At 59.5% G+C, this 18,863-nt stretch carries 16 protein-coding genes; 6 read left to right on the forward strand and 10 right to left on the reverse strand.

Annotation, left to right across the window (positions count from 1 at the left end):
- Positions 1 to 140 precede the first annotated feature (140 nt).
- Positions 141 to 1,058, reverse strand: a complete 918-nt coding sequence (metR, locus tag D8U69_RS16590) for a transcriptional regulator MetR (protein ID WP_056855241.1) — start codon at positions 1,056 to 1,058, stop codon at positions 141 to 143.
- A gap of 110 nt (positions 1,059 to 1,168) precedes the next feature.
- Here metR and metE point away from each other — a divergent pair, with 110 nt between their 5' ends.
- From metE to D8U69_RS16610, 4 genes are all read left to right on the forward strand, one after another.
- Positions 1,169 to 3,481: a 5-methyltetrahydropteroyltriglutamate--homocysteine S-methyltransferase gene (gene metE / locus D8U69_RS16595; RefSeq protein ID WP_130907744.1), complete on the forward strand. Its 2,313-nt coding sequence runs from the start codon at positions 1,169 to 1,171 to the stop codon at positions 3,479 to 3,481.
- A gap of 190 nt (positions 3,482 to 3,671) precedes the next feature.
- The gene (locus tag D8U69_RS16600; RefSeq protein ID WP_130907745.1) at positions 3,672 to 4,703 is read left to right on the forward strand and encodes an alpha/beta hydrolase; all 1,032 of its coding nucleotides are present in this window, start codon (positions 3,672 to 3,674) and stop codon (positions 4,701 to 4,703) included.
- Positions 4,704 to 4,830: 127 nt separating this feature from the next.
- Positions 4,831 to 5,526 carry a hypothetical protein gene (locus D8U69_RS16605; protein ID WP_056855244.1) on the forward strand — a complete coding sequence of 232 codons (696 nt, stop codon included), beginning with the start codon at positions 4,831 to 4,833 and terminating at the stop codon, positions 5,524 to 5,526.
- Positions 5,523 to 6,431 carry a hypothetical protein gene (locus D8U69_RS16610; protein ID WP_056855245.1) on the forward strand — a complete coding sequence of 303 codons (909 nt, stop codon included), beginning with the start codon at positions 5,523 to 5,525 and terminating at the stop codon, positions 6,429 to 6,431. The genes D8U69_RS16605 and D8U69_RS16610 overlap by 4 nt, the downstream gene beginning before the upstream one ends.
- Before the next feature lie 111 nt (positions 6,432 to 6,542).
- Here the strand turns inward: D8U69_RS16610 and D8U69_RS16615 are convergent, their stop codons facing one another.
- From D8U69_RS16615 to D8U69_RS16650, 7 genes are all read right to left on the reverse strand, one after another.
- A complete protein-coding gene (locus D8U69_RS16615; RefSeq protein WP_130907746.1) occupies positions 6,543 to 7,871 on the reverse strand; it encodes a sigma-54 dependent transcriptional regulator in 1,329 nt (442 codons plus the stop codon).
- A complete protein-coding gene (locus D8U69_RS16620; protein ID WP_130907747.1) occupies positions 7,868 to 9,769 on the reverse strand; it encodes a sensor histidine kinase in 1,902 nt (633 codons plus the stop codon). The genes D8U69_RS16615 and D8U69_RS16620 overlap by 4 nt, the downstream gene beginning before the upstream one ends.
- Positions 9,770 to 9,988: 219 nt before the next feature.
- Positions 9,989 to 10,723 carry an amino acid ABC transporter ATP-binding protein gene (locus D8U69_RS16630; protein WP_015093699.1) on the reverse strand — a complete coding sequence of 245 codons (735 nt, stop codon included), beginning with the start codon at positions 10,721 to 10,723 and terminating at the stop codon, positions 9,989 to 9,991.
- Positions 10,720 to 11,391: an ABC transporter permease subunit gene (locus D8U69_RS16635; protein WP_056855248.1), complete on the reverse strand. Its 672-nt coding sequence runs from the start codon at positions 11,389 to 11,391 to the stop codon at positions 10,720 to 10,722. Before D8U69_RS16635 ends, D8U69_RS16630 begins: the two co-directional genes overlap by 4 nt.
- A complete protein-coding gene (locus D8U69_RS16640) occupies positions 11,391 to 12,137 on the reverse strand; it encodes an amino acid ABC transporter permease (protein ID WP_056855249.1) in 747 nt (248 codons plus the stop codon). The genes D8U69_RS16635 and D8U69_RS16640 overlap by 1 nt, the downstream gene beginning before the upstream one ends.
- Before the next feature lie 192 nt (positions 12,138 to 12,329).
- Positions 12,330 to 13,256, reverse strand: coding sequence for a glutamate/aspartate ABC transporter substrate-binding protein (locus tag D8U69_RS16645; protein WP_130907748.1), 927 nt, complete (start codon positions 13,254 to 13,256; stop codon positions 12,330 to 12,332).
- 277 nt (positions 13,257 to 13,533) lie between these two features.
- Entirely contained in the window at positions 13,534 to 15,159 is a 1,626-nt protein-coding gene (locus tag D8U69_RS16650; RefSeq protein ID WP_130904408.1) for a glucan biosynthesis protein D, read from the reverse strand.
- A gap of 415 nt (positions 15,160 to 15,574) precedes the next feature.
- Between D8U69_RS16650 and D8U69_RS16655 the strand changes: the two genes are divergently transcribed.
- Complete coding sequence (locus D8U69_RS16655) at positions 15,575 to 15,760, forward strand: hypothetical protein (protein WP_056855252.1); 186 nt, start codon at positions 15,575 to 15,577, stop codon at positions 15,758 to 15,760.
- A 175-nt stretch (positions 15,761 to 15,935) separates the two neighbouring features.
- Here the strand turns inward: D8U69_RS16655 and D8U69_RS16660 are convergent, their stop codons facing one another.
- Positions 15,936 to 16,436: a Bro-N domain-containing protein gene (locus D8U69_RS16660; protein ID WP_130907749.1), complete on the reverse strand. Its 501-nt coding sequence runs from the start codon at positions 16,434 to 16,436 to the stop codon at positions 15,936 to 15,938.
- 631 nt (positions 16,437 to 17,067) lie between these two features.
- Positions 17,068 to 18,552 (reverse strand): amino acid permease, encoded by a 1,485-nt coding sequence (locus tag D8U69_RS16665; RefSeq protein ID WP_130907750.1) that lies wholly within the window; start codon positions 18,550 to 18,552, stop codon positions 17,068 to 17,070.
- Positions 18,553 to 18,608: 56 nt separating this feature from the next.
- On the opposite strand from D8U69_RS16665, the gene D8U69_RS16670 reads away from it, so the two are divergent.
- Positions 18,609 to 18,815, forward strand: a complete 207-nt coding sequence (locus tag D8U69_RS16670) for a hypothetical protein (RefSeq protein ID WP_130904405.1) — start codon at positions 18,609 to 18,611, stop codon at positions 18,813 to 18,815.
- The last annotated feature ends 48 nt before the right edge of the window (positions 18,816 to 18,863 follow it).

Raw genomic sequence — 18,863 nt, forward strand, 5'->3', positions numbered from 1 at the left:
GTAACGCCTCAACGGACGCTCCGCGTTCGGCTCTGGAGGGGACGCGGAGCGTCCCTGGCTGCGTTCCCACGCAGAGCATGGGAACGATCGGGTAAGGCGCCTTCGCGGGCAAGCCTCGCGCCTGCAGGGGATTCGTCGTTTTAGCGGACTGCGCTAACCCCGTCCAGCGTTGAAAACGACGTGTCTTTCGCCGTCAGCAAAAAATCCCTCATATACGGCGCATCCAGCATGTCCGCCCGAATGGCTGCATACAGCGTCGCAAACAAGCCTTTCTCACCCAACCGCTTGGCCTTCACATAGCCCCGTGAACTGTATTCATGCAGCGCCCAGTGGGGCATGCCGCACACACCGCGTCCGCTGGCCACCAGTTGCATCATCATCACCGTCAGTTCCGAAGTACGGACCTGGGCCGGTTCGACGTCGGCGGGTTCGAGAAAGCGCGTGAAGATATCCAGGCGATCCCGTTCCACCGGGTAGGTGATCAGGGTTTCCGTCAGCAGGTCTTCAGGGACGATGTACGCCTTGCTGGCCAATTTGTGCTGGTTGGCCACAGCGAGCATCGCCTCGTAAGTGAACAACGGCACGTAGGTGATGCCGACCAGGTCCACCGGATCGGAGGTGACCACCAGGTCCAGATCGCCACGGGCCAGGGCGGGCAGCGGGGCGAAGGAGAAGCCCGAGGCCAGGTCCAGCTCGACCTCCGGCCAGGCATCGCGGAACTGGTCGATGGTCGGCATCAGCCATTGGAAGCAGCTGTGGCATTCGATAGCCATGTGCAAGCGCCCGGCGGTGCCACCGGCCAGTCGCGCAATGTCACGCTCGGCAGCACGCAGCAGTGGCAGGGTAGCGTCGGCCAGTTGCAGCAGGCGCAATCCGGCGCTGGTGAAACGCACCGGTTTGGTCTTGCGCACGAACAGCGGCATGCCCATGCGCTCCTCCAGTTCCTTGAACTGGTGTGACAGGGCTGACTGGGTCAGATGCAGGCGGTCGGCCGCATCCACCAGGCTGTCGGCTTCGCGCAAGGCGTGCAGGGTCTTGAGGTGACGGATTTCAAGCACCGTGGGGCTCCATGAGTAAAACTTGTGATCAACACGAAAAGGTTGAGTTTGTCTCATGTTGCCCTGGCTGTCGACAATAGCGCCATTATTTACACAGGAGCACCTTCGACATGGCCGTGGCCCACACCCTTGGTTTCCCGCGCATCGGCGCTGACCGCGAACTGAAAAAAGCCCTCGAGGCCTACTGGAAGGGCGACATCGAGCAGAACGCGCTGAACAGCGTCGGCCGCCAGTTGCGCGCCACCCACTGGCAATTGCAGAAGGACGCCGGGATCGACCTGCTGCCGGTCGGCGACTTCGCCTGGTACGACCAGGTATTGACCCACTCTCTGACCTTCGGCGTGATCCCCGAGCGTTTCGACAACACCCGGGACGAGCGCGGCCTGCCGACCCTCGACACGCTGTTCGCCATGGCCCGGGGCGCCACCGCGACCTGCTGCGGCGGCGAACATGACCAGGCGCAGTATGCGCAAGAGTTGACCAAGTGGTTCGACACCAACTACCACTACCTGGTCCCGGAATTCACGGCTGACCAGTCCTTCAAATTGAGCTGGGAACAACTGTTCGACGAAGTCGAGGAAGCCAAGGCCCTGGGCCATACCGTCAAACCGGTCATCATCGGCCCGTTGACTTATCTCTGGCTGGGCAAAGCCAAAGGCAACGACTTCGACAAACTCGACCTGCTGGAACGCCTGCTGCCGATCTATGGCGAAATCCTCGGTCGCCTCGCCGCCCAAGGCGTGGAGTGGGTGCAGATCGACGAACCGATCCTGACCCTTGACCTGCCGCAAGCGTGGAAAAACGCCTTCGAACGCGCTTACCACATCCTTCAATATTCGCCGCTGAAAAAACTGTTGGCGACTTACTTCAGCGGCCTGCAAGACAACCTCGGTCTGGCCGTCGGCCTGCCGGTGCAAGGCCTGCACATCGACGCGGTGCGTGCCCCGGATCAACTGCTGCACGTGCTCGACCGTCTGCCGATCTACAAGATTCTTTCAGTGGGGCTGGTCAATGGTCGCAACGTCTGGCGCTGCGAACTGGAGCCGGTGCTGGCACAACTGCAGTTTGCCCAGGAGCGCTTTGGCGACAACCTGTGGGTCAGCAGTTCCTGCTCGCTGCTGCACAGCCCGGTGGATCTGGAGCGTGAAGACAAGCTCGACCCGGAACTGAAAAGCTGGCTGGCCTTTGCCGTGCAAAAGTGTGGCGAAATCGCGGTTTTGCGTGATGCCTTGAACGATCCTCAGGCGCCCAAGGTGCAAGCGGCCCTGGCCGAAAGTCGTGCCATTCAGATCAGCCGCGCCGAGTCGCCACGCATCCACAAAACCGAAGTACAGGCACGTATCGCGGCGATAGGCCCGAACGACAGCCAGCGCCAGTCACCGTTCGCTGAGCGCATCGAGCAGCAGCGGGCACGCCTGAAACTGCCGGCATTCCCGACCACCACCATCGGTTCGTTCCCGCAGACCGCTTCGATTCGTCTGGCCCGCCAGGCGCACAAGCAAGGCAAGCTGTCGGTGAACGACTACACCGACGCCATGCGTCACGAAATCCGTCACTCGATACAGGTACAAGAACATCTGGGGCTGGACGTGCTGGTGCACGGTGAAGCCGAGCGCAACGACATGGTCGAGTACTTTGCCGAGCAACTCGATGGTTATGCCTTCACCCGTTTCGGCTGGGTCCAGAGCTACGGTTCGCGTTGCGTGAAACCGGCGATCATCTACGGCGACCTGAGCCGCCCGAAAGCCATGACCGTCGACTGGATCAGCTATGCGCAGAGCCAGACCGACAAAGTCATGAAAGGCATGCTCACCGGTCCCGTGACCATGCTGATGTGGTCGTTCCCGCGCGAAGACATTTCGCGCAAAGTCCAGGCGCAGCAACTGGCCCTGGCCCTGCGTGATGAGGTACTGGACCTGGAAGCTGCCGGGATCAAGATCGTGCAGATCGACGAAGCGGCGTTCCGTGAAGGCCTGCCGCTGCGCCGGGCGCAATGGCAGGAGTATCTGGACTGGGCCGTGCATGCATTCCGCCTGAGCGCCAGCGGTGTGCGTGATGAAACCCAGGTCCACACCCACATGTGCTACAGCGAATTCAACGACGTGATCGAAGCCATCGCGGCCATGGACGCTGATGTGATCACCATTGAAACCTCGCGTTCGGACATGGAACTGCTGGAAGCCTTCAAGGCGTTCGATTACCCGAACGACATCGGCCCGGGCGTCTATGACATCCACTCGCCACGGGTGCCGGACACGGCGGAAATGGTCAAGCTGATGGCCAAAGCGGTACAGCGCATTCCGGCCGAACGCTTGTGGGTCAACCCCGATTGCGGTCTGAAAACCCGTGCCTGGCCGGAGACTGAGGCGGCGTTGGTGAACATGGTGGCGGCAGCGCGACAGTTGCGCAGTCAGTTGGCTTGACGAAGATCGGAAGATCTCCGCCTGCGGGGAAATCTAAACACCCGCAGGAGCTGCCGCAGGCGGCGATCTTACTGATTGGAAAATGACCGCCCGGCACTCTTCATCAAACTGTCATGGAAGTGTGGCAGCGCGCTTGAACAAACTTCATCAGACTCGCGCTCTACTGGGGTTCTGCGTTTTGGTGTTTTTCATGCGTGTTTTTTTATCGAGAATAGTATTTTTGGCCGCATGTCTGTTCGGCCTGCCGTCCTTGGCGGCGTCTCGTTGCGATGTCGATGTACCGACCGAGCGAGTCGATCTGGATCAGGTGAGCCTGGCGTATCAAAGCATCGGCCGTGCCTCGGACCCGGCGCTGCTGCTGGTGATGGGGCTGGGCGGGCAATTGATTCACTGGCCCGACGAAGTGGTGGTCGCGTTGTGTCAGCAGGGCTTTCGCGTGATCCGTTATGACAATCGCGATGTCGGCTTGTCGACCTGGCGGCATACGCCGCTCGAGGCCAACCTGACGTTTGAAGTGCTGCGCTACAAACTCGGTCTGCCGGTGTCGGCACCGTACTCGTTGACCGACATGGCGAACGACGGCCTGGGCCTGATGGACGCGTTACACATCGAGCAGTTCCATGTGCTGGGTGCGAGCATGGGCGGAATGATCGCCCAGCACATGGCGGCCATGGCGCCGCAACGGGTCGAGAGCCTGACCCTGATCATGACCACTTCCGGTGCCGAGGGCTTGCCGGCACCGAGTGCGGCGCTGGTGCAATTGCTGTCGCGGCGTGGAGCGCCCAACCGCCAGGTCGCGCTGGAGCAACAGGCCGATTTGCTGGCGGCGCTGGGCAGTCCGACGGTGGCCGATGATCGTGAAGCACTGCTGCATCAAGCGGCATTGTCCTATGACCGGGCGTTCAATCCCGAAGGCGTGAAGCGGCAGATCATGGCGATTCTCGCCGAGCCGAGTCGGGTGGCACTGCTTAACCAATTGCGGGTGCCGGCGCTGGTGGTGCATGGCACCGCCGACCCTTTGCTGCCGGTGATGCATGGCGTGCACCTGGCGGCGCATTTGCGTGGAAGTCAGTTGAAGCTGATTCCGGGCCTGGCCCATCGTTTTCAGGAAGCGTTCAAGGCGCCGTTACTGGCGGCGGTGCTGCCGTATTTGCGCGAACATCGCGACGACACTTCCCATTGGGCGCAGATCGAGCCGGTGGCCGAGCACAACCTCTTGTAACCCGTGACCACAGGGGCTTGCTGTCAGCTGACAAAACACTGTCGTCAAAAATATATCAATGTGCCACTATTGTTTGCGTCGTCGCTGTCGATACAGACAGCGACTTTCAATCATAGGGACTTGATCCATGTTTTTTCACGCTCTACGCACCCTCGCTGCAGTCACTTTGCTCGCCTGCCTGACCCTCACCGGCTGCGCCAACGTCCAACCTCCCGTACCGCTCGACCAACAATTCTGGGATGCCAAGGAGCCGACCATCGGCGTCGCAATCAGCGAATTGCCGCCGCCAGTACTGGCCTTGACCGGCAATCAGGGGCTTCTCGATTACGCGATCAACGCGGGCGTCAACAGCAAGCTCAGCGACAACGTCAAAACCTGGCAAGTGCGCGATTTCGAAACCCTGCCGGATACCATCGTCGCCAAGTTGCAAGCCAAGGGCTACAAAGCCAAGCGCATCGACGACAAGGTTGATCTGAAGGCCTACAAGGAAACCAAATTTCGCGAAGGCTACACGATCAAAGACCTGACCCCGATGAAAGCCAAGTACGGTATCGATCGCTTGCTGCTGGTGTACGTCACCGCCACCGGTGCGACCCGCAGCTACTACAGCATCGTGCCGACCAGCGTGCCGATGGCGCAGGTGGGCGGGCAGGGCATGGTGGTTGATCTGGCCGACAACAAACTGTTGTGGTTCCAGCCATTTGTCGCGGTACAAGCGGCACAGGGAGAGTGGGACGAACCGACCTACACCAACTTGTCGAACGCGTTCTACCAGGCTGTGGATAACAGCCGTCAGCAGATGATCACCCCGTTCGCCAAATGAAGCGCTCAATCGTAGCGGCCGGCGCACTGGCCCTGCTGATGGTGACTGGCTGTGCGCAGAAGCCGGCTCCCGAGGCCGGTTTCAAGGACCACGGGGCGTTGCCTTATGTTCAAGCACACGGACTCAAGGTCGATGTGCAGGTAACGCAAGCCTTCGTCGGCGCCAGCACCGTGATTGACAGCCAAGAGGCGTTGAAGGCTGCGTCTTCGAGTCAGGCGCTGTTGCTCAGTTCGGGCACCAGCGCCGGGTTGGCGGGGGTGTTGGTAGCCAGTCTGGTCAATACCCAGATGGGCAGCGGTACCTTGCAGCGTGATGCGGAAAAGTCCGCCCTCAAGGATTCACGGCCCATGGCGGATCTGCTTGCCGGCGTACCCTTGCAGGAGCGCTTGCAGCAACGCTATCAGCATGCCGCGCAAGTGGCCGGATTAAAGCAGGGCGAAGGGCAGGTGACGGCGCGTTTGTTGATTGAGCCGAAACTGATGTTGACCCCCGATCGCGGCAGTTTTGTCCTGGTCAATCAGGTTCAGGTCCAGGACATCGCCGGGTCGCCGCTGTACCGCATGCGCATCGAAGTGACCAGCCAGCCGATCCGTCGTTGCGGTAGCCAATGTGTCGATGACGGTGGCCTTGAACTGGCAAAAGTCACCGCGGTGCTCGATGAGTGCATCGACGAGTCCATGCGCGTGCTGGCCACGGACTTGATGCAACCGACTCCGCCACCGGCCGCTCAGGAAACCTTGCGTTACGTGCTCGATGGCCGGCGTGTGGTCGAACGTGGCTATCAACTGGCGAACAACGGCAACTATTGGCGTTACCGCAATCTTTACGGCGCGGTGAAGTCCGTACCGGTGCCGTTCGAGGACGCGCTGACCCAGGCGCAGCTTGAGAAAGTGTACGGACGCTAAACCCCAAACCTGTAGGAGCCGGCTTGCTGGCGATAGCGGTCTAATAGTCAAATCAATGCTGACTGACATACCGCCATCGCCAGCAAGCCGGCTCCTACAGGGATTGGTGAATCAGTGGCTCAAACCGTACTTCTTCACTTTGTCGAACAGCGTGGTCTTGGCCATGCCGAGTTCCTGGCTGGCCTGGGTCAAATTGCCGCCGCTGCGCTGCAAGGCATCGCTCAACAGGTTGCGTTCGAACGCTTCCACCGCTTCGGCGAACGCCAGGGCTTGGGCGCTGCCACTTGCGCCGGGTTTCTTGAATGCCGGCAGGCCTAAGGCAAAGCGCTCGGCGACGTTGCGCAGTTCGCGCACGTTACCCGGCCAATCGTGGCTCATCAGGTTCGACAGGGTCTGGTTATCCAGTTCCGGTGCGATACGGTCGAAGCGCAAGGACGACTGCTGCAAGAAATACTCGAACAATTGCAGGATGTCTTCGCGGCGCTCACGCAGCGGTGGCAGTTCCAGGGTTACCACGTTGAGGCGGTAATACAGGTCGCTGCGGAATTCGCCGGCCTTGCTCGATTCGTCGAGGTCGGATTTGGTCGCCGCGATCACCCGGCAATCCACCGCCACACTCTGGTTCGAACCGAGGCGTTCGAGGGTGCGCTCCTGCAATACTCGCAACAGTTTGATCTGCAAGGGCAGTGGCATGCTTTCCACTTCATCGAGGAACAGCGTGCCGCCGTCGGCGTGTTCGATCTTGCCGATTCGCCGTTTGCCGGCGCCGGTGAAGGCGTTGGCCTCGTGGCCGAAGATTTCGCTCTCGAACAGGTTTTCCGGCAGGCCGCCGCAGTTCAGCGCCACGAATTGCTTGGTGTGCCGACGACTGAAGTCGTGCAGGCAGCGGGCAACCAATTCCTTGCCAGTGCCGGTTTCGCCCTCGATCAGCACGTTGGCCGATGTATCGGCGACGTTGGCGATCAATTCGCGCAAGTTTTGCATGGCCGGCGAACGGCCGATGATCCGCCCTTCGAGGGAGTCGCGCTCGGCCAGTTGCCGACGCAACGACGAGACTTCCCGCGCCAGACTGCGTTGCTCCAGCGCGCGCCGCGCTACGTCCACCAGGCGCTCCGGGGAGAACGGTTTCTCCATGAAGTCATAGGCGCCTTTCTGCATCGCGCCGACGGCCATGGAAATATCGCCGTGGCCGGTAATCAGCACCACCGGCAAACTGCGATCTCGCTCCTTGAGGCGGCCCAGCAACTCCAGGCCATCAATGCCCGGCAGGCGAATGTCGCTGATGACGATGCCGGCAAAGTTGTCGCCGACCCGCTCGAGGGCTTCTTCTGCACTGGCGACACCTACGCACGGAATGTCTTCCAGGGTCAGCGCCTGTTGGCAGCCAAGCAGCACGTGGGGGTCGTCTTCGACGATCAATACACTAAGGTCGTTGTTCATATTGGCTCGGCGGGAAGGGGGCTTACCAACGGTAAACTGAGAACGAATGCGGTGCCACCGCTGGCCGGGTGTTCGACACCCAGGTGACCGCCGGTGGCGGCGGCCAGGCTGGCGGAAAGGGTCAAGCCAAGGCCAAGGCCCTGTTCGCCGGGTTTGGTGGTGAAGAACGGTTCGAACAAATGCTTGCGCGCTTCGGCGTCGATGCCATGGCCGTTGTCACGTACCCGCAGCCGATACTTGCCATCGAAGGTTTCGCCTTCGAGCCACAACTCGGGCTGCGGTTGCGCCTGCATCGCGTCGAGGGCGTTGCCGATGAGATTGACCAGGATCTGTTCGAGGCGGGTCTGGTCGATTTGCACCTGCACATCTTCAAAGTGACGGTGCAATTGCAGGGCGATGCTTTCCACTCGGCTACCGAGCAATTGCAGGGCTGCGTCCACGCCCTTGCCGAGACACGCCTGGCCCTTGTCGTCGCCACGTCGGGCAAAGGAGCGCAGGCTGGCGGTGATGCGGCCCATGCGGTCGATCAGTTCGTTGATGGTCTTGAGGTTGGTACTGGCCACATCGAGTTGGCCACGTTCCAAAAAGCGCACGGTATTACCGGACAGCGTGCGCAACGCCGCCAGCGGCTGGTTCAGTTCGTGGGCGATGCTGGTGGACATCTGGCCGATCGCCGCGAGTTTACCGGCCTGCACCAGTTCATCCTGGGCACGGCGCAAAGTCTCTTCGGCTTGACGGCGTTCGCGGATCTGACCCTTGAGCCGCTCGTTGCTGGCGCGCAGGTCGACGGTGCGTTCGGTAATCCGACGCTCCAGTTGATTGTTGGCTTCCTGCAAGGCTTCCCGGGCCGCGAGGCGGGTGGCGATGACCTTGCGCCGCTCGTTCCAGGCAATCAGCAGGAACGCCACGAGGGCAAATGCCACGGCCACCAGAATCCCCTGATTGATCGCTTCGCGACGCAGATCCTGGAGCGGTGTCAGCAGGGTGAAGTTCCAGGGGGTGTCGCTCAGTGGCCGAGTCTGTGACAGATAGCTGATGTTCTCGTCGTCGGAAACCAGTTCACTGTTGGCCGGGAAGGTGAGTTTTTCCACACCTTCAGACAGAGTTTCCCGGGCCAGCGGTTGCAATTCGTTCAGCGGAAACCAGTAGTACTGCAGGCTGCGGGCGAGTTTTTCTTTGGTGTCATCGCTCAGCGGCACTACTGACTTGAGGCGGCGCGCCGGATCGCTGGAGAGAATGATGATGCCGTTCTCGTCGCTGACGAAGGCTTCCAGACGCGCCCGTTGCCAGCGTTCTTCCATGGCTTCGAGACGCACCTTGACCACCGCGACGCCGATGATCTTGCCGTGTTCTTCCAGGCCATGGGCCAGGTAGTAACCAGGTTCGCCGTTGGTGCTGCCGATGCCGTAGAAGCGCCCGGGCTGGCCGCGCACGGCGTTCTGGAAGTAGGCACGGAAGGACAGGTCTTCACCCAGGTAGCTGTCGACATCGCGCCAGTTGCTGGTGGCCATGACGCGACCGGTGGTGTCCATCACATAAATGGCCCGACTGCGGCTGCGCCGGTTCAGGCCTTCAAGGTAATCGTTGACCGTTTGCCGGTGTTCCGGGGTCGGGTCGGCCAGCAGCTTCGAAACACTGGTTTCGAGTTCCAGCAGGCTGGGCAGGTAGGTGTATTTGCTGATTTCGCTTTCGACGGCGCGGGCGTGCAGCTCCAGCTGGCGCTGGCCGTTTTCGCCGAGGCTGCGAATGCCGTAGTGTTCACTGACCCAGAAGCCGATGTAACCCAGTCCGATCATCAGCGCGATGATCAGCGGCGGCAGGAACAGATGGCGGATCAGACGAGGTTTCACGGCGAGTGATGGCGACGTGGCGCGGTAGAGTTCGGGGTCGCATTTCATCACAGATGCCTTGGGTCAACCAGCATGGCAACGGGCTTGCTCTGGTTCCTGCCGAACGAAGAATCTGTGGCGAGGGAGCTTGCTCCCGCTCGGCTGCGAAGCAGTCGTAAAACCGATGAATGCGGTGTGTCAGAAAAATTGCATTTACAGGTTTCGGGGCCGCTGCGCGACCCAGCGGGAGCAAGCTCCCTCGCCACAAGGAGCAAAGCCAGTTGCTGATTAGTGCTGCAGAATCTTGTTCAGGAAGTGCTGCGTCCGCTCGGCGCGGTGGCTGATGTCGCCGAAGAACTCTTCTTTCTTGCAGTCTTCGATGATTTTGCCCTGGTCCATGAAAATCACGCGATCAGCCACTTTACGGGCAAAGCCCATTTCGTGGGTCACGCACATCATGGTCATGCCTTCGTGGGCCAGTTGCACCATGACGTCCAGCACTTCGTTGACCATTTCCGGGTCCAGCGCCGAGGTCGGTTCGTCGAACAGCATGACGATCGGGTCCATCGCCAGTGCACGGGCAATCGCCACACGCTGCTGCTGACCACCGGACAGTTGGCCCGGGTGCTTGTGGGCGTGGGCCGAGAGACCGACACGTTCGAGCAATTGCAGGCCTTTCTTGGTGGCCTCTTCCTTGCTGCGGCCCAACACCTTGATCTGCGCGATGGTCAGGTTTTCGGTGATGGTCAGGTGCGGGAACAGCTCGAAATGCTGGAACACCATGCCCACGCGCGAACGCAGTTTCGGCAGGTTGGTTTTCGGGTCGGCGATGGAGGTGCCGTCGACCACGATGTCGCCTTTCTGGAACGGTTCCAGGGCGTTGACGCATTTGATCAGGGTCGATTTGCCGGAACCGGATGGCCCGCACACCACGATCACTTCGCCTTTTTTGACCTCGGTGCTGCAATCAGTCAGTACCTGGAAGTCCCCATACCACTTGTTGATGCTTTTGATAGAGATCATACGGCGAACCTTTTTTGCAGACGCTTGACCAGCTGCGAGGCGGCAAAGCTGATGATGAAGTACACGAGACCCGCGAAAATCAGGAACTCATTGGAGCGGCCAATGATGTCGCCACTGGCGCGCGACGCATTGAGGAAGTCCACCAGACCGACGGCGTAGACCAGCGAGGTGTCCTGAAACAGGATGATGCTCTGTTGCAGCAGCAACGGCGTCATCTTGCGGAACGCTTGCGGCAGGATGATCAGGCGCATCATCTGGCCGTAGGACATGCCCAGCGCCTGGGCAGCACCCATCTGGCCCTTGGGAATCGACTGCACACCGGCACGGACGATTTCGCAGAAGTACGCCGCTTCGAACATCATGAAGGCGACGATGCACGAGGTGAACGCACCGATCGGCGTGTCTTCGCCCGTGATCCAGCGCAAGACGAACGGCACCGCCAGGTAGAACCAGGTGATCACCAGCAGCAGCGGGATCGAGCGGAAGTAGTTGACGTAGGCGCCGGCCAGGTTCGACAGCAACTTGTTGTGGGACAGGCGCATCAACGCCAGGATGGTGCCGAGGATGATCCCGCCGATCACGCCCATGGCCATCAGCTTGAGGGTCATGACCATGCCGTTCCACAGGCCCGGCAGGGACGGGATGATGCCCGAGAAGTCGAATTCCATCATTTACCCCCTACGGAAATCAGGCCCGGCACGGCGACTTTCTTCTCGACCAGACGCATCAGCAACATCAGGCTCATGTTCAGGGTGAAGTAGATCAGCGTGGCCAGGGTAAAGGCTTCGAACAGGTTGGCGGAGAACTCGGCGGTCTGTTTGGTCTGCGCGAGCAACTCCATCAAACCGATCAGCGAGGCCACGGAGGTGTTCTTGAAGACGTTGAGGAATTCCGAGGTAAGCGGCGGAATGATGATCCGGTAAGCCTGGGGCAGCAGCACGTTCCAGTAAATTTGCGGCAACTTGAAACCCATGGCGCGGGCCGCGGATTCCTGGCCTTTTGGCAGCGCCTGGATACCGGTGCGCACCTGTTCGCAAACGCGGGCGGTGGTGAACAGGCCGAGGCACACGACCACGCTGAGGAAGGCCGAGGTCGTCGGGTTCAGGTCCTGCTTGTACCACTCCTGCAGGTCAGCCGGCAGTAGATCGGGCACCAGGAAGTACCAGATGAACAACTGCACCAGCAGCGGCACGTTGCGGAAGAGTTCGACGTAGCAGGTGGCGATGCCCGATACGATGCGGTTCGGCACGGTACGCATGACACCCAGGATCGAACCCAGTGTCAGGGCGATGATCCAGGCCGCGATGGCGATGCCGATGGTCCAGGCCAGACCGGACACGTACCAGTCGAGATACGTCTCGCTGCCCACGCCGGTGGACTTGAAGAACACGCTCCAGTCCCAGTTGTAATTCATTAGGGTCTCCCCTCAGATCGATCGATGTACAAGTACCCGCTTGGGGAAGCTCCGTTCCCGCCTGAACTCGATGTTCAGGCACACGCGATCGGCTCGACAGCCACCGGTCCGAGTGTTTCCTAAAATGCCAGCAGGGAGTGACAACCTCCTGAAAGGGCCTGGGCCCTGTCAGGAGATAAGGTTAGTCAGAAATCAGGACTTTTTTTCCGCAGACTTGTCGTCAGCCGCTTTATCGGTCGGATTGGCGATCAAGGCCTTGAGCTCGTCGCTCATCGGGAAGTTAAGGTTCAGGCCTTTTGGCGGGATTGGCTGCATGAACCATTTTTCGTAGATCTTGTTGATCTCGCCCGACGCGTAGGTGGCCTTGATGGCGTCATCTACAGCCTTCTTGAACGGCGCGTCGCCTTTGCGAACCATGCAGCCGTAGATTTCGTAGGACTGTGGAGTGCCGGTCACGGCCCAGTCAGTGGCTTTCTTGGCCTTGGCTGCTTCACCGGCCAGCAGGGCGTCGTCCATCATGAACGCAACGGCGCGGCCGGTTTCCAGCATCTGGAAGGACTCGCCGTGGTCTTTGGCGGAGATGACGTTCATGCCCATTTGCTTGTCGGCATTCATCGCCTTGAGGATGCGCTCGGACGTGGTGCCAGCGGTGGTCACGACGTTCTTGCCTTTGAGGTCGTCGAAATCCTTGTACTTGGAGTCAGCCTTGGACAGCAGGCGAGTACCGATTTCGAAGATGCCGACGGAGAAGTCGACTTGCTGCTGACGCTCGACGTTGTTGGTGGTGGAACCGCACTCGAGGTCCACGGTGCCGTTCTGTACCAGCGGGATACGGGTTTGCGAAGTCACCAGGTTGTATTTGACCTGGAGGTTCGGCATGTCGAGGTCTTTTTTGATGGCTTCGACGACTTTCAGCTGGATGTCGTGGGAGTAGCCGACCGGTTTGCCGGAAGCGTCAGCGATATAGGAAAACGGAATGGAAGCGTCGCGATGGCCCAGGGTGATGACACCGGACTCTTTGATCTTCTTCAGGGTGCCGGTGAGTTCGGCGGCGAAAACTGGCGTGCTGATCAGAGCGGCAGCAATGGCTGCGCCCAGGATATGGGGAACGATGCGCATCAAATTTTCCTCGACATTGTTTTTTTTATGGAGCCAGTTGGCCGGCCCTTTTGTGCTGCAAAAATGCCTGGGCGCTACGTGAGTTCGCGCAAAGGACATTCGTCGAAGAAGTGTAGAGCATGACTCGTGCCAGACCAGTGCCAATTGGTCAAAGCATTGATTTATAAGGAAATTAAATATTTATGGCGGTGTTGTGGTGATGAAAAAATCCGGTTAACCGAACCGACCCGCAGGTCGCGTTCGGAAAACCGAATGGTGGCAGGGTGCTACCGGTTCATCAGGTGTATTTGCGCTTGTCCGGAGCGGGCGGGAAGTACTGGTACAACCAGGTTTCACTCAGCGTACGGTCGTTGGTACGGATGAACAGGCGCATCTCGACGGGAGCGACGCTGTCATTGGTCGGGTACCAGTCGAAGAGGATGCGGTAGCCCTTGATGTCGTCCAGCTTGAGCACGCTGAAATCCTTGACCTCGCCGTTTGAGCACGTGACCACCGGTTCGATGCCCGTGCCTTCAGGCAAGCGGTCCAGGCCGCCACCGTTGAAGTCCACGGCAAAGCGCCGTGCCCAGACCGGTGGATAGTGTTCGCCAGGCGCCCAGCCTTCAGTGAAACCGCCCATTCCCGAACGCGTGGCATGAACCCGCGCCAATGGCGTGCCGACGGGTGGCAATGCGCTCCAGTACAGCTTGTAGCCGTAGTTCAGTGAGTCGCCGGCAGCCACCGGTTTCTTCGGCGTCCAGAAGGCGACGATGTTGTCCATGGTTTCGCCGGTGGTAGGGATCTCCAGCAGATCGATCGAGCCTTCGCCCCACGCCGTGGTCGGTTCGACCCACAGGCTCGGGCGGCGGCTGTACCAATCGACGGTGTCCTGATAGTTGGCGAACTCGTGATCGGTCTGCACCAGGCCGAAACCTTTCGGGTCGGTGTCGGCAAAGGCGTTGAATTGCAGGGTGGCCGGGTTGTTCAACGGGCGGCAGATCCACTCACCGTTGCCGCGCCACATGGCCAGGCGATCGGAGTCATGGATTTGCGGGTGAATGGTGTCGCACATGCGGCGCTCGTGGGTGCCGCAGCTGAACATGCTGGTCATCGGCGCGATGCCCAGTTGATCGATGGCGGTACGCGCATTGACGTGGGCATCGACCTCCATCACCACGCGCTCGGCCTGGCAATCGATGTCGAAACGGTAGGCGCCGGTGGCGCTCGGCGAATCGAGCAGGGCGTAGACCACGAAGCGGGTGCTGTTCTTGTCCGGCGTCTCGAACCAGAACTTGGTGAAATCGGGGAATTCTTCGCGCTTCTTGGCGTAGGTGTCGATCGCCAGACCACGGGCCGACAAGCCGTATTGGCCAGTGGCATCAACTGCGCGGAAGTAACTGGCGCCGAGGAAAGACACCACATCGTGCTTGTCCAGCTCCGGCGCCTTGAACAGCTTGAACCCGGAAAACCCCAGGTCGCCGGTCAGTTGCTTGGTGTCGACCGTGGTGTTTTCGTAGTTGAACAGCGACGGGCGGAAATGCACTTCGCGCGCCATGCGGGTTTTCGGATCGACACTGTACATGCGCACCGGCTGCTTGAAGCCCATGCCGACGTGGAAGAACTGCACGTCCAGTTGGCCCTTGTTGTCCTTCCACAACGAATGATCGCCGTCGTAGCGGATCGCATTGAAGTTCTGCGGGGTCATCGTCGCCAGGGTCGGTGGCAGTACTTGTTTGGTGTCCTGATAGCGATTGCTGGCCAACTGCTTGGCCTGCACTTTCAGCGCCTCGAAATCGAAGGCCCTGGCTTCACCATCGGCGGTGCCGGGGGTAGCCCAGGCGCGGGCGGCAAGCAGGCCGGAGGCGGACAAACCGGTGTAGGCAGCGATGGCCATGGAGGCTTTGAGCAAGTTCCTGCGATGCATAAATACAACCTGTCGTTAACAATCCCGCGCCGTTCCTGGCACGTGCTGGATCAGAAATATCGGTTCGGACATGCCTTCGGCCAAACGCAACGGACTTTAAAACAGATGCCCGCTAGCTTAAACCGTTCGATTGCAGAGCAAAAATGATTGATGGCACCACGCTGGCGCGGCAATGAAACAAGACATGTCGGGAAACATTTCCGACAGCACCTTCTGATTTACAGGGCATTTCTGCTTTTTTCGACTAATTACTCTAAAAACCGCTTTTCAGCGCCCGGATTATTTCTATCCTGTGTACATGACCGGTTTATGCCCTTCGGGCCGGTGCGGTTCAGCTGACATGAGGCGCTGCTGAAAAAGGATTAGGGCGATGCGGTTTCTGAAGTTTTCTTTGACGTAGAGAAGGACATCGTCCATGTCGAAAGTACAAGGCATCACCGAAATGTTGGGAATCTTTCCATGCCTGGCCAGCGGCCGGCGAAGACGTCGTCTGAACAGTGAGGAAATGAAACTGGTGGAACGCTATCGAGAGTTGTCGGAGAGCGACCGGATCGCGATGAGGTATCTGGTGGATGCGATGAGGAGTGTTTCGAGGTTTTGAAGCAGGGCTGGTTACCGTGAAAGCCATTTGGCTTTTACGTTGGCCAGATCCATCAACTTGCTGTGGCGAGGGAGCTTGCTCCCGCTGGGGCGCGTAGCGGCCCTCGCTTTACCTTCAAAACGAGGACTGCTTCGCAGTCCAGCGGGAGCAAGCTCCCTCGCCACAGGTCATGCACTCAAGCCCTAAAAGCCGGAGAAGGTCGCTGTCCATGCATCAGCTCAGGCATGTCGCGCCACTTGATCCAGGCGTGATGTTGGTAATGCAGCAAAGGCACTGAGACTCCGGCCCAATTCAATGAGCTAAGGCTGGGCAGGTTTTCCATGGTTTCTGATTTCGCGGCACGCATCGAGGGTATGACCTCGTTACTCAACCACTGGCGCAGGTTGCGGTTTTCCGGGACGAAGTGGTGAACCAGTAAGGCGTACATACCTGATTCGCTGACCATCAGGGTTTCAACTGTTTTGCCGTCCTTGAGCAACCAGACTTTGCGGCGTTGGTCGGGGTCGAGTTTCAGGGTCAAACGTTCATTCAGTGGTTTGCCCATCAGGCGACCAAGATCCTGGACACAGAACCAGGCTTGGTTGTCTTGCATGAAGGCGTGGAGGAAGCGGTTGTGGCGGGTGAAGACGGTCGGATCGAAATAGGGACTAGGCGAGCTTTGAGGATGCATTGGCATGGCGTGAATTCCGTTTTGGTTTGGAAAGTCGCCACCAACCCTTCGACAGGTTGGGTGGCGGACCGAGTGGCGTTCGAAGTCGGGACACTTCCAGGTCAAAACGGAAGCCGAAAGGCCCGCGCCACACGGCCCGCCATAAAACAGAACTGAAGGCAAAAACAGCCACAGTTCTATGGGGGCGCGCAAGCACCGTTTTGACGTGTTCCGGCTTCGACTCCGGATCGCTGATTTGGCAGCGACGGGACAAAGCCTATCGGTCAGGCGCTCGCGGCGCCAAGTCTACTCTGGCGACGCTTGTTGTAGGAATCGGGGGATTTTCAGGAAGGGCGGATCTGTAGGAATTTCCTGTTTTTGTGCCGGCTGCAGAGAAGCTGCACATGATGGGCAATTTTTCCGCTATCTATTCGAATTCTCATCCACCTAACCGCTGTGCATCAGGAACAGAGTGATGACTGATAGTGAAAACGAATGCGTAAGTTTGAAGCCCTGGATCGCTTCGAAGCTGTACGGTGTAAAGCCGATATCAAATGGCGTACGGATGATCTGATGATTTTGCTGCGTGGTGACGAAAGTGGTTGCTCGATGGGCAGAGCTCGCCCCGGGACCCCACATGATCCCGGAGCGATTTGAATCAGCGACTAACCTTCCACGCATCCCCCGCAGGCGCCGTACCGTGATCATACGGTTTGGCAATCCACATGTAGAGCAACCCCAAACCAATCACGATGGCCGTGCTCAGGACCATGGCGTAGTTGATGTACCACGCGGCGTCCGGGGTACGCGGCCAAGCCATGTTGATGATGGCGCCGACGCCGTAGACCAGGGCGCCGATGTTGACCGGCCAGCCCCAGGCGCCGAGGGTGAATTTGCCGCTGGGCTTCCAGCCCTTCATGCGGGCGTACAGGGCAGCGAGCACGATCATCTGGAACGCCAGGTAGATGCCGATCGCCGCGAAGCTGACGATGGTGGCGACCGCATCTTGCAGGAAGAAACCGAGAATGATGATCAGCGCCGGCAGGACGCCGGAGACGAACAGTGCGGCCACCGGAACCTGAGTCGCAGGCGAAATCTTTTTCAGCAGCCGGCTGCCGATGACCATTTCGTCGCGAGCGTAGGAGTACAGCAGACGACTCGCCGCCGCTTGCAGGCTGATCACGCAGGAGATGAAGGAAATCATCACCACGCCCATCACCATTTTCGAGCCGATCGGGCCGAAGGCGTTGTTGAGGATGGTGCCGACCGGGTCCTTGTCGGTGCCGTTGATCACCGCTTGCATGTCCGGCACTGCGAGGATCAGTGCCAGGCAAGCGAACATCGCTGCGATGCCGCCGATGTAGATGGTCATGCGCATGGCCACCGGGATTTTCTTGCTCGGGTTCGGGGTTTCTTCGGCCACGTCGCCGCAGGCTTCGAAACCGTAATACAGGAACATCCCCGCCAGTGAAGCGGTGAGGAATGCCGGCAGGTACGAGCCGTTGATGCTGATGTCGAAGGTGTTGAACAGCACGCTGATCGGCTGATGACGTTCGAAGAGCAACAGGTAGACGCCAACGATCACTGCACCGACCAGTTCGCAGAGAAAGCCGAACATGGCGATGCGCGCCAGCGTCTTGGTGCCGCTCAGGTTGACCAGCGTGGCGAACAGCGTCAGCACCAGGGCAATGACGATGTTGGTGTTGTTGCTCGGCTCAAAACCGAGCATGGCGGCCAGGTAAGGACCTGCACCTACCGCAACGGCGGCAATGGTGACGCACAGGGCGATGGAGTAGATCCAGCCGACCATCCACGCCCAGCGTTTGCCCACCAGGCGACGAGCCCACGGGTACACGCCACCGGAAATCGGAAACTGCGAAACCACTTCACCGAAGATCAGGCACACCAGCAACTGGCCGCAACCGACCAGCAAATAAGCCCAGAACATTGGTGGCCCGCCAGCGGCGAGGCACAAGCCGAAGAGGGTATAGACCCCTACCACCGGCGAGAGATAAGTGAAGCCCAGGGCGAAGTTTTCCCACAGGCTCATGCTGCGGTTGAAGTTGGAGGTGTACCCCAGTTTGCGCAGTTGCTCGGCATCGCTGTCGGCAATGGCTGCAGAGAGATCGGGTGATGCACTCATGTGTGTTTGCTCCGGGAAATCGGCAGATTTCGGATGTCCGAGGCCGTGGCGGTGCCATGGAGGCGCCGCCCGGATCGGTGGTTATTGTTTTGACTTCTTTGGTGTGGAGCCTGGTGCTGCCTGGTGTCGGTTTCTTCCCTGAGATTGCGGTGACGCCATCGCGGGCAAGCCATGCTCCTACGGGTTTTGTGGCGTGCACCCATCCTGCCAACGACATCAATCCTGTAGGAGCAAAGCTTGCTCGCGATGCTTTTAATGCTTGAACATCACATGCCGAACGACGGTGTAATCCTCGAGCCCATACATCGACA

Origin of the sequence: Pseudomonas sp. Sample_16 (assembly GCF_004307665.1) — a bacterium.
GTDB lineage: Bacteria > Pseudomonadota > Gammaproteobacteria > Pseudomonadales > Pseudomonadaceae > Aquipseudomonas.

What these genes read in the sequence shown, in the direction of transcription:
- metE (WP_130907744.1), top strand. Translation starts at nt 1,169, where the DNA reads ATGGCCGTGGCCCACACCCTTGGTTTCCCGCGCATCGGCGCTGACCGC.
- D8U69_RS16600 (WP_130907745.1), top strand. Translation starts at nt 3,672, where the DNA reads ATGCGTGTTTTTTTATCGAGAATAGTATTTTTGGCCGCATGTCTGTTC.
- D8U69_RS16605 (WP_056855244.1), top strand. Translation starts at nt 4,831, where the DNA reads ATGTTTTTTCACGCTCTACGCACCCTCGCTGCAGTCACTTTGCTCGCC.
- D8U69_RS16610 (WP_056855245.1), top strand. Translation starts at nt 5,523, where the DNA reads ATGAAGCGCTCAATCGTAGCGGCCGGCGCACTGGCCCTGCTGATGGTG.
- D8U69_RS16615 (WP_130907746.1), bottom strand. Translation starts at nt 7,871, where the DNA reads ATGAACAACGACCTTAGTGTATTGATCGTCGAAGACGACCCCCACGTG.
- D8U69_RS16620 (WP_130907747.1), bottom strand. Translation starts at nt 9,769, where the DNA reads ATGAAATGCGACCCCGAACTCTACCGCGCCACGTCGCCATCACTCGCC.
- D8U69_RS16630 (WP_015093699.1), bottom strand. Translation starts at nt 10,723, where the DNA reads ATGATCTCTATCAAAAGCATCAACAAGTGGTATGGGGACTTCCAGGTA.
- D8U69_RS16635 (WP_056855248.1), bottom strand. Translation starts at nt 11,391, where the DNA reads ATGGAATTCGACTTCTCGGGCATCATCCCGTCCCTGCCGGGCCTGTGG.
- D8U69_RS16640 (WP_056855249.1), bottom strand. Translation starts at nt 12,137, where the DNA reads ATGAATTACAACTGGGACTGGAGCGTGTTCTTCAAGTCCACCGGCGTG.
- D8U69_RS16645 (WP_130907748.1), bottom strand. Translation starts at nt 13,256, where the DNA reads ATGCGCATCGTTCCCCATATCCTGGGCGCAGCCATTGCTGCCGCTCTG.
- D8U69_RS16650 (WP_130904408.1), bottom strand. Translation starts at nt 15,159, where the DNA reads ATGCATCGCAGGAACTTGCTCAAAGCCTCCATGGCCATCGCTGCCTAC.
- D8U69_RS16655 (WP_056855252.1), top strand. Translation starts at nt 15,575, where the DNA reads ATGTCGAAAGTACAAGGCATCACCGAAATGTTGGGAATCTTTCCATGC.
- D8U69_RS16660 (WP_130907749.1), bottom strand. Translation starts at nt 16,436, where the DNA reads ATGCCAATGCATCCTCAAAGCTCGCCTAGTCCCTATTTCGATCCGACC.
- D8U69_RS16665 (WP_130907750.1), bottom strand. Translation starts at nt 18,552, where the DNA reads ATGAGTGCATCACCCGATCTCTCTGCAGCCATTGCCGACAGCGATGCC.
- D8U69_RS16670 (WP_130904405.1), top strand. Translation starts at nt 18,609, where the DNA reads ATGGAGGCGCCGCCCGGATCGGTGGTTATTGTTTTGACTTCTTTGGTG.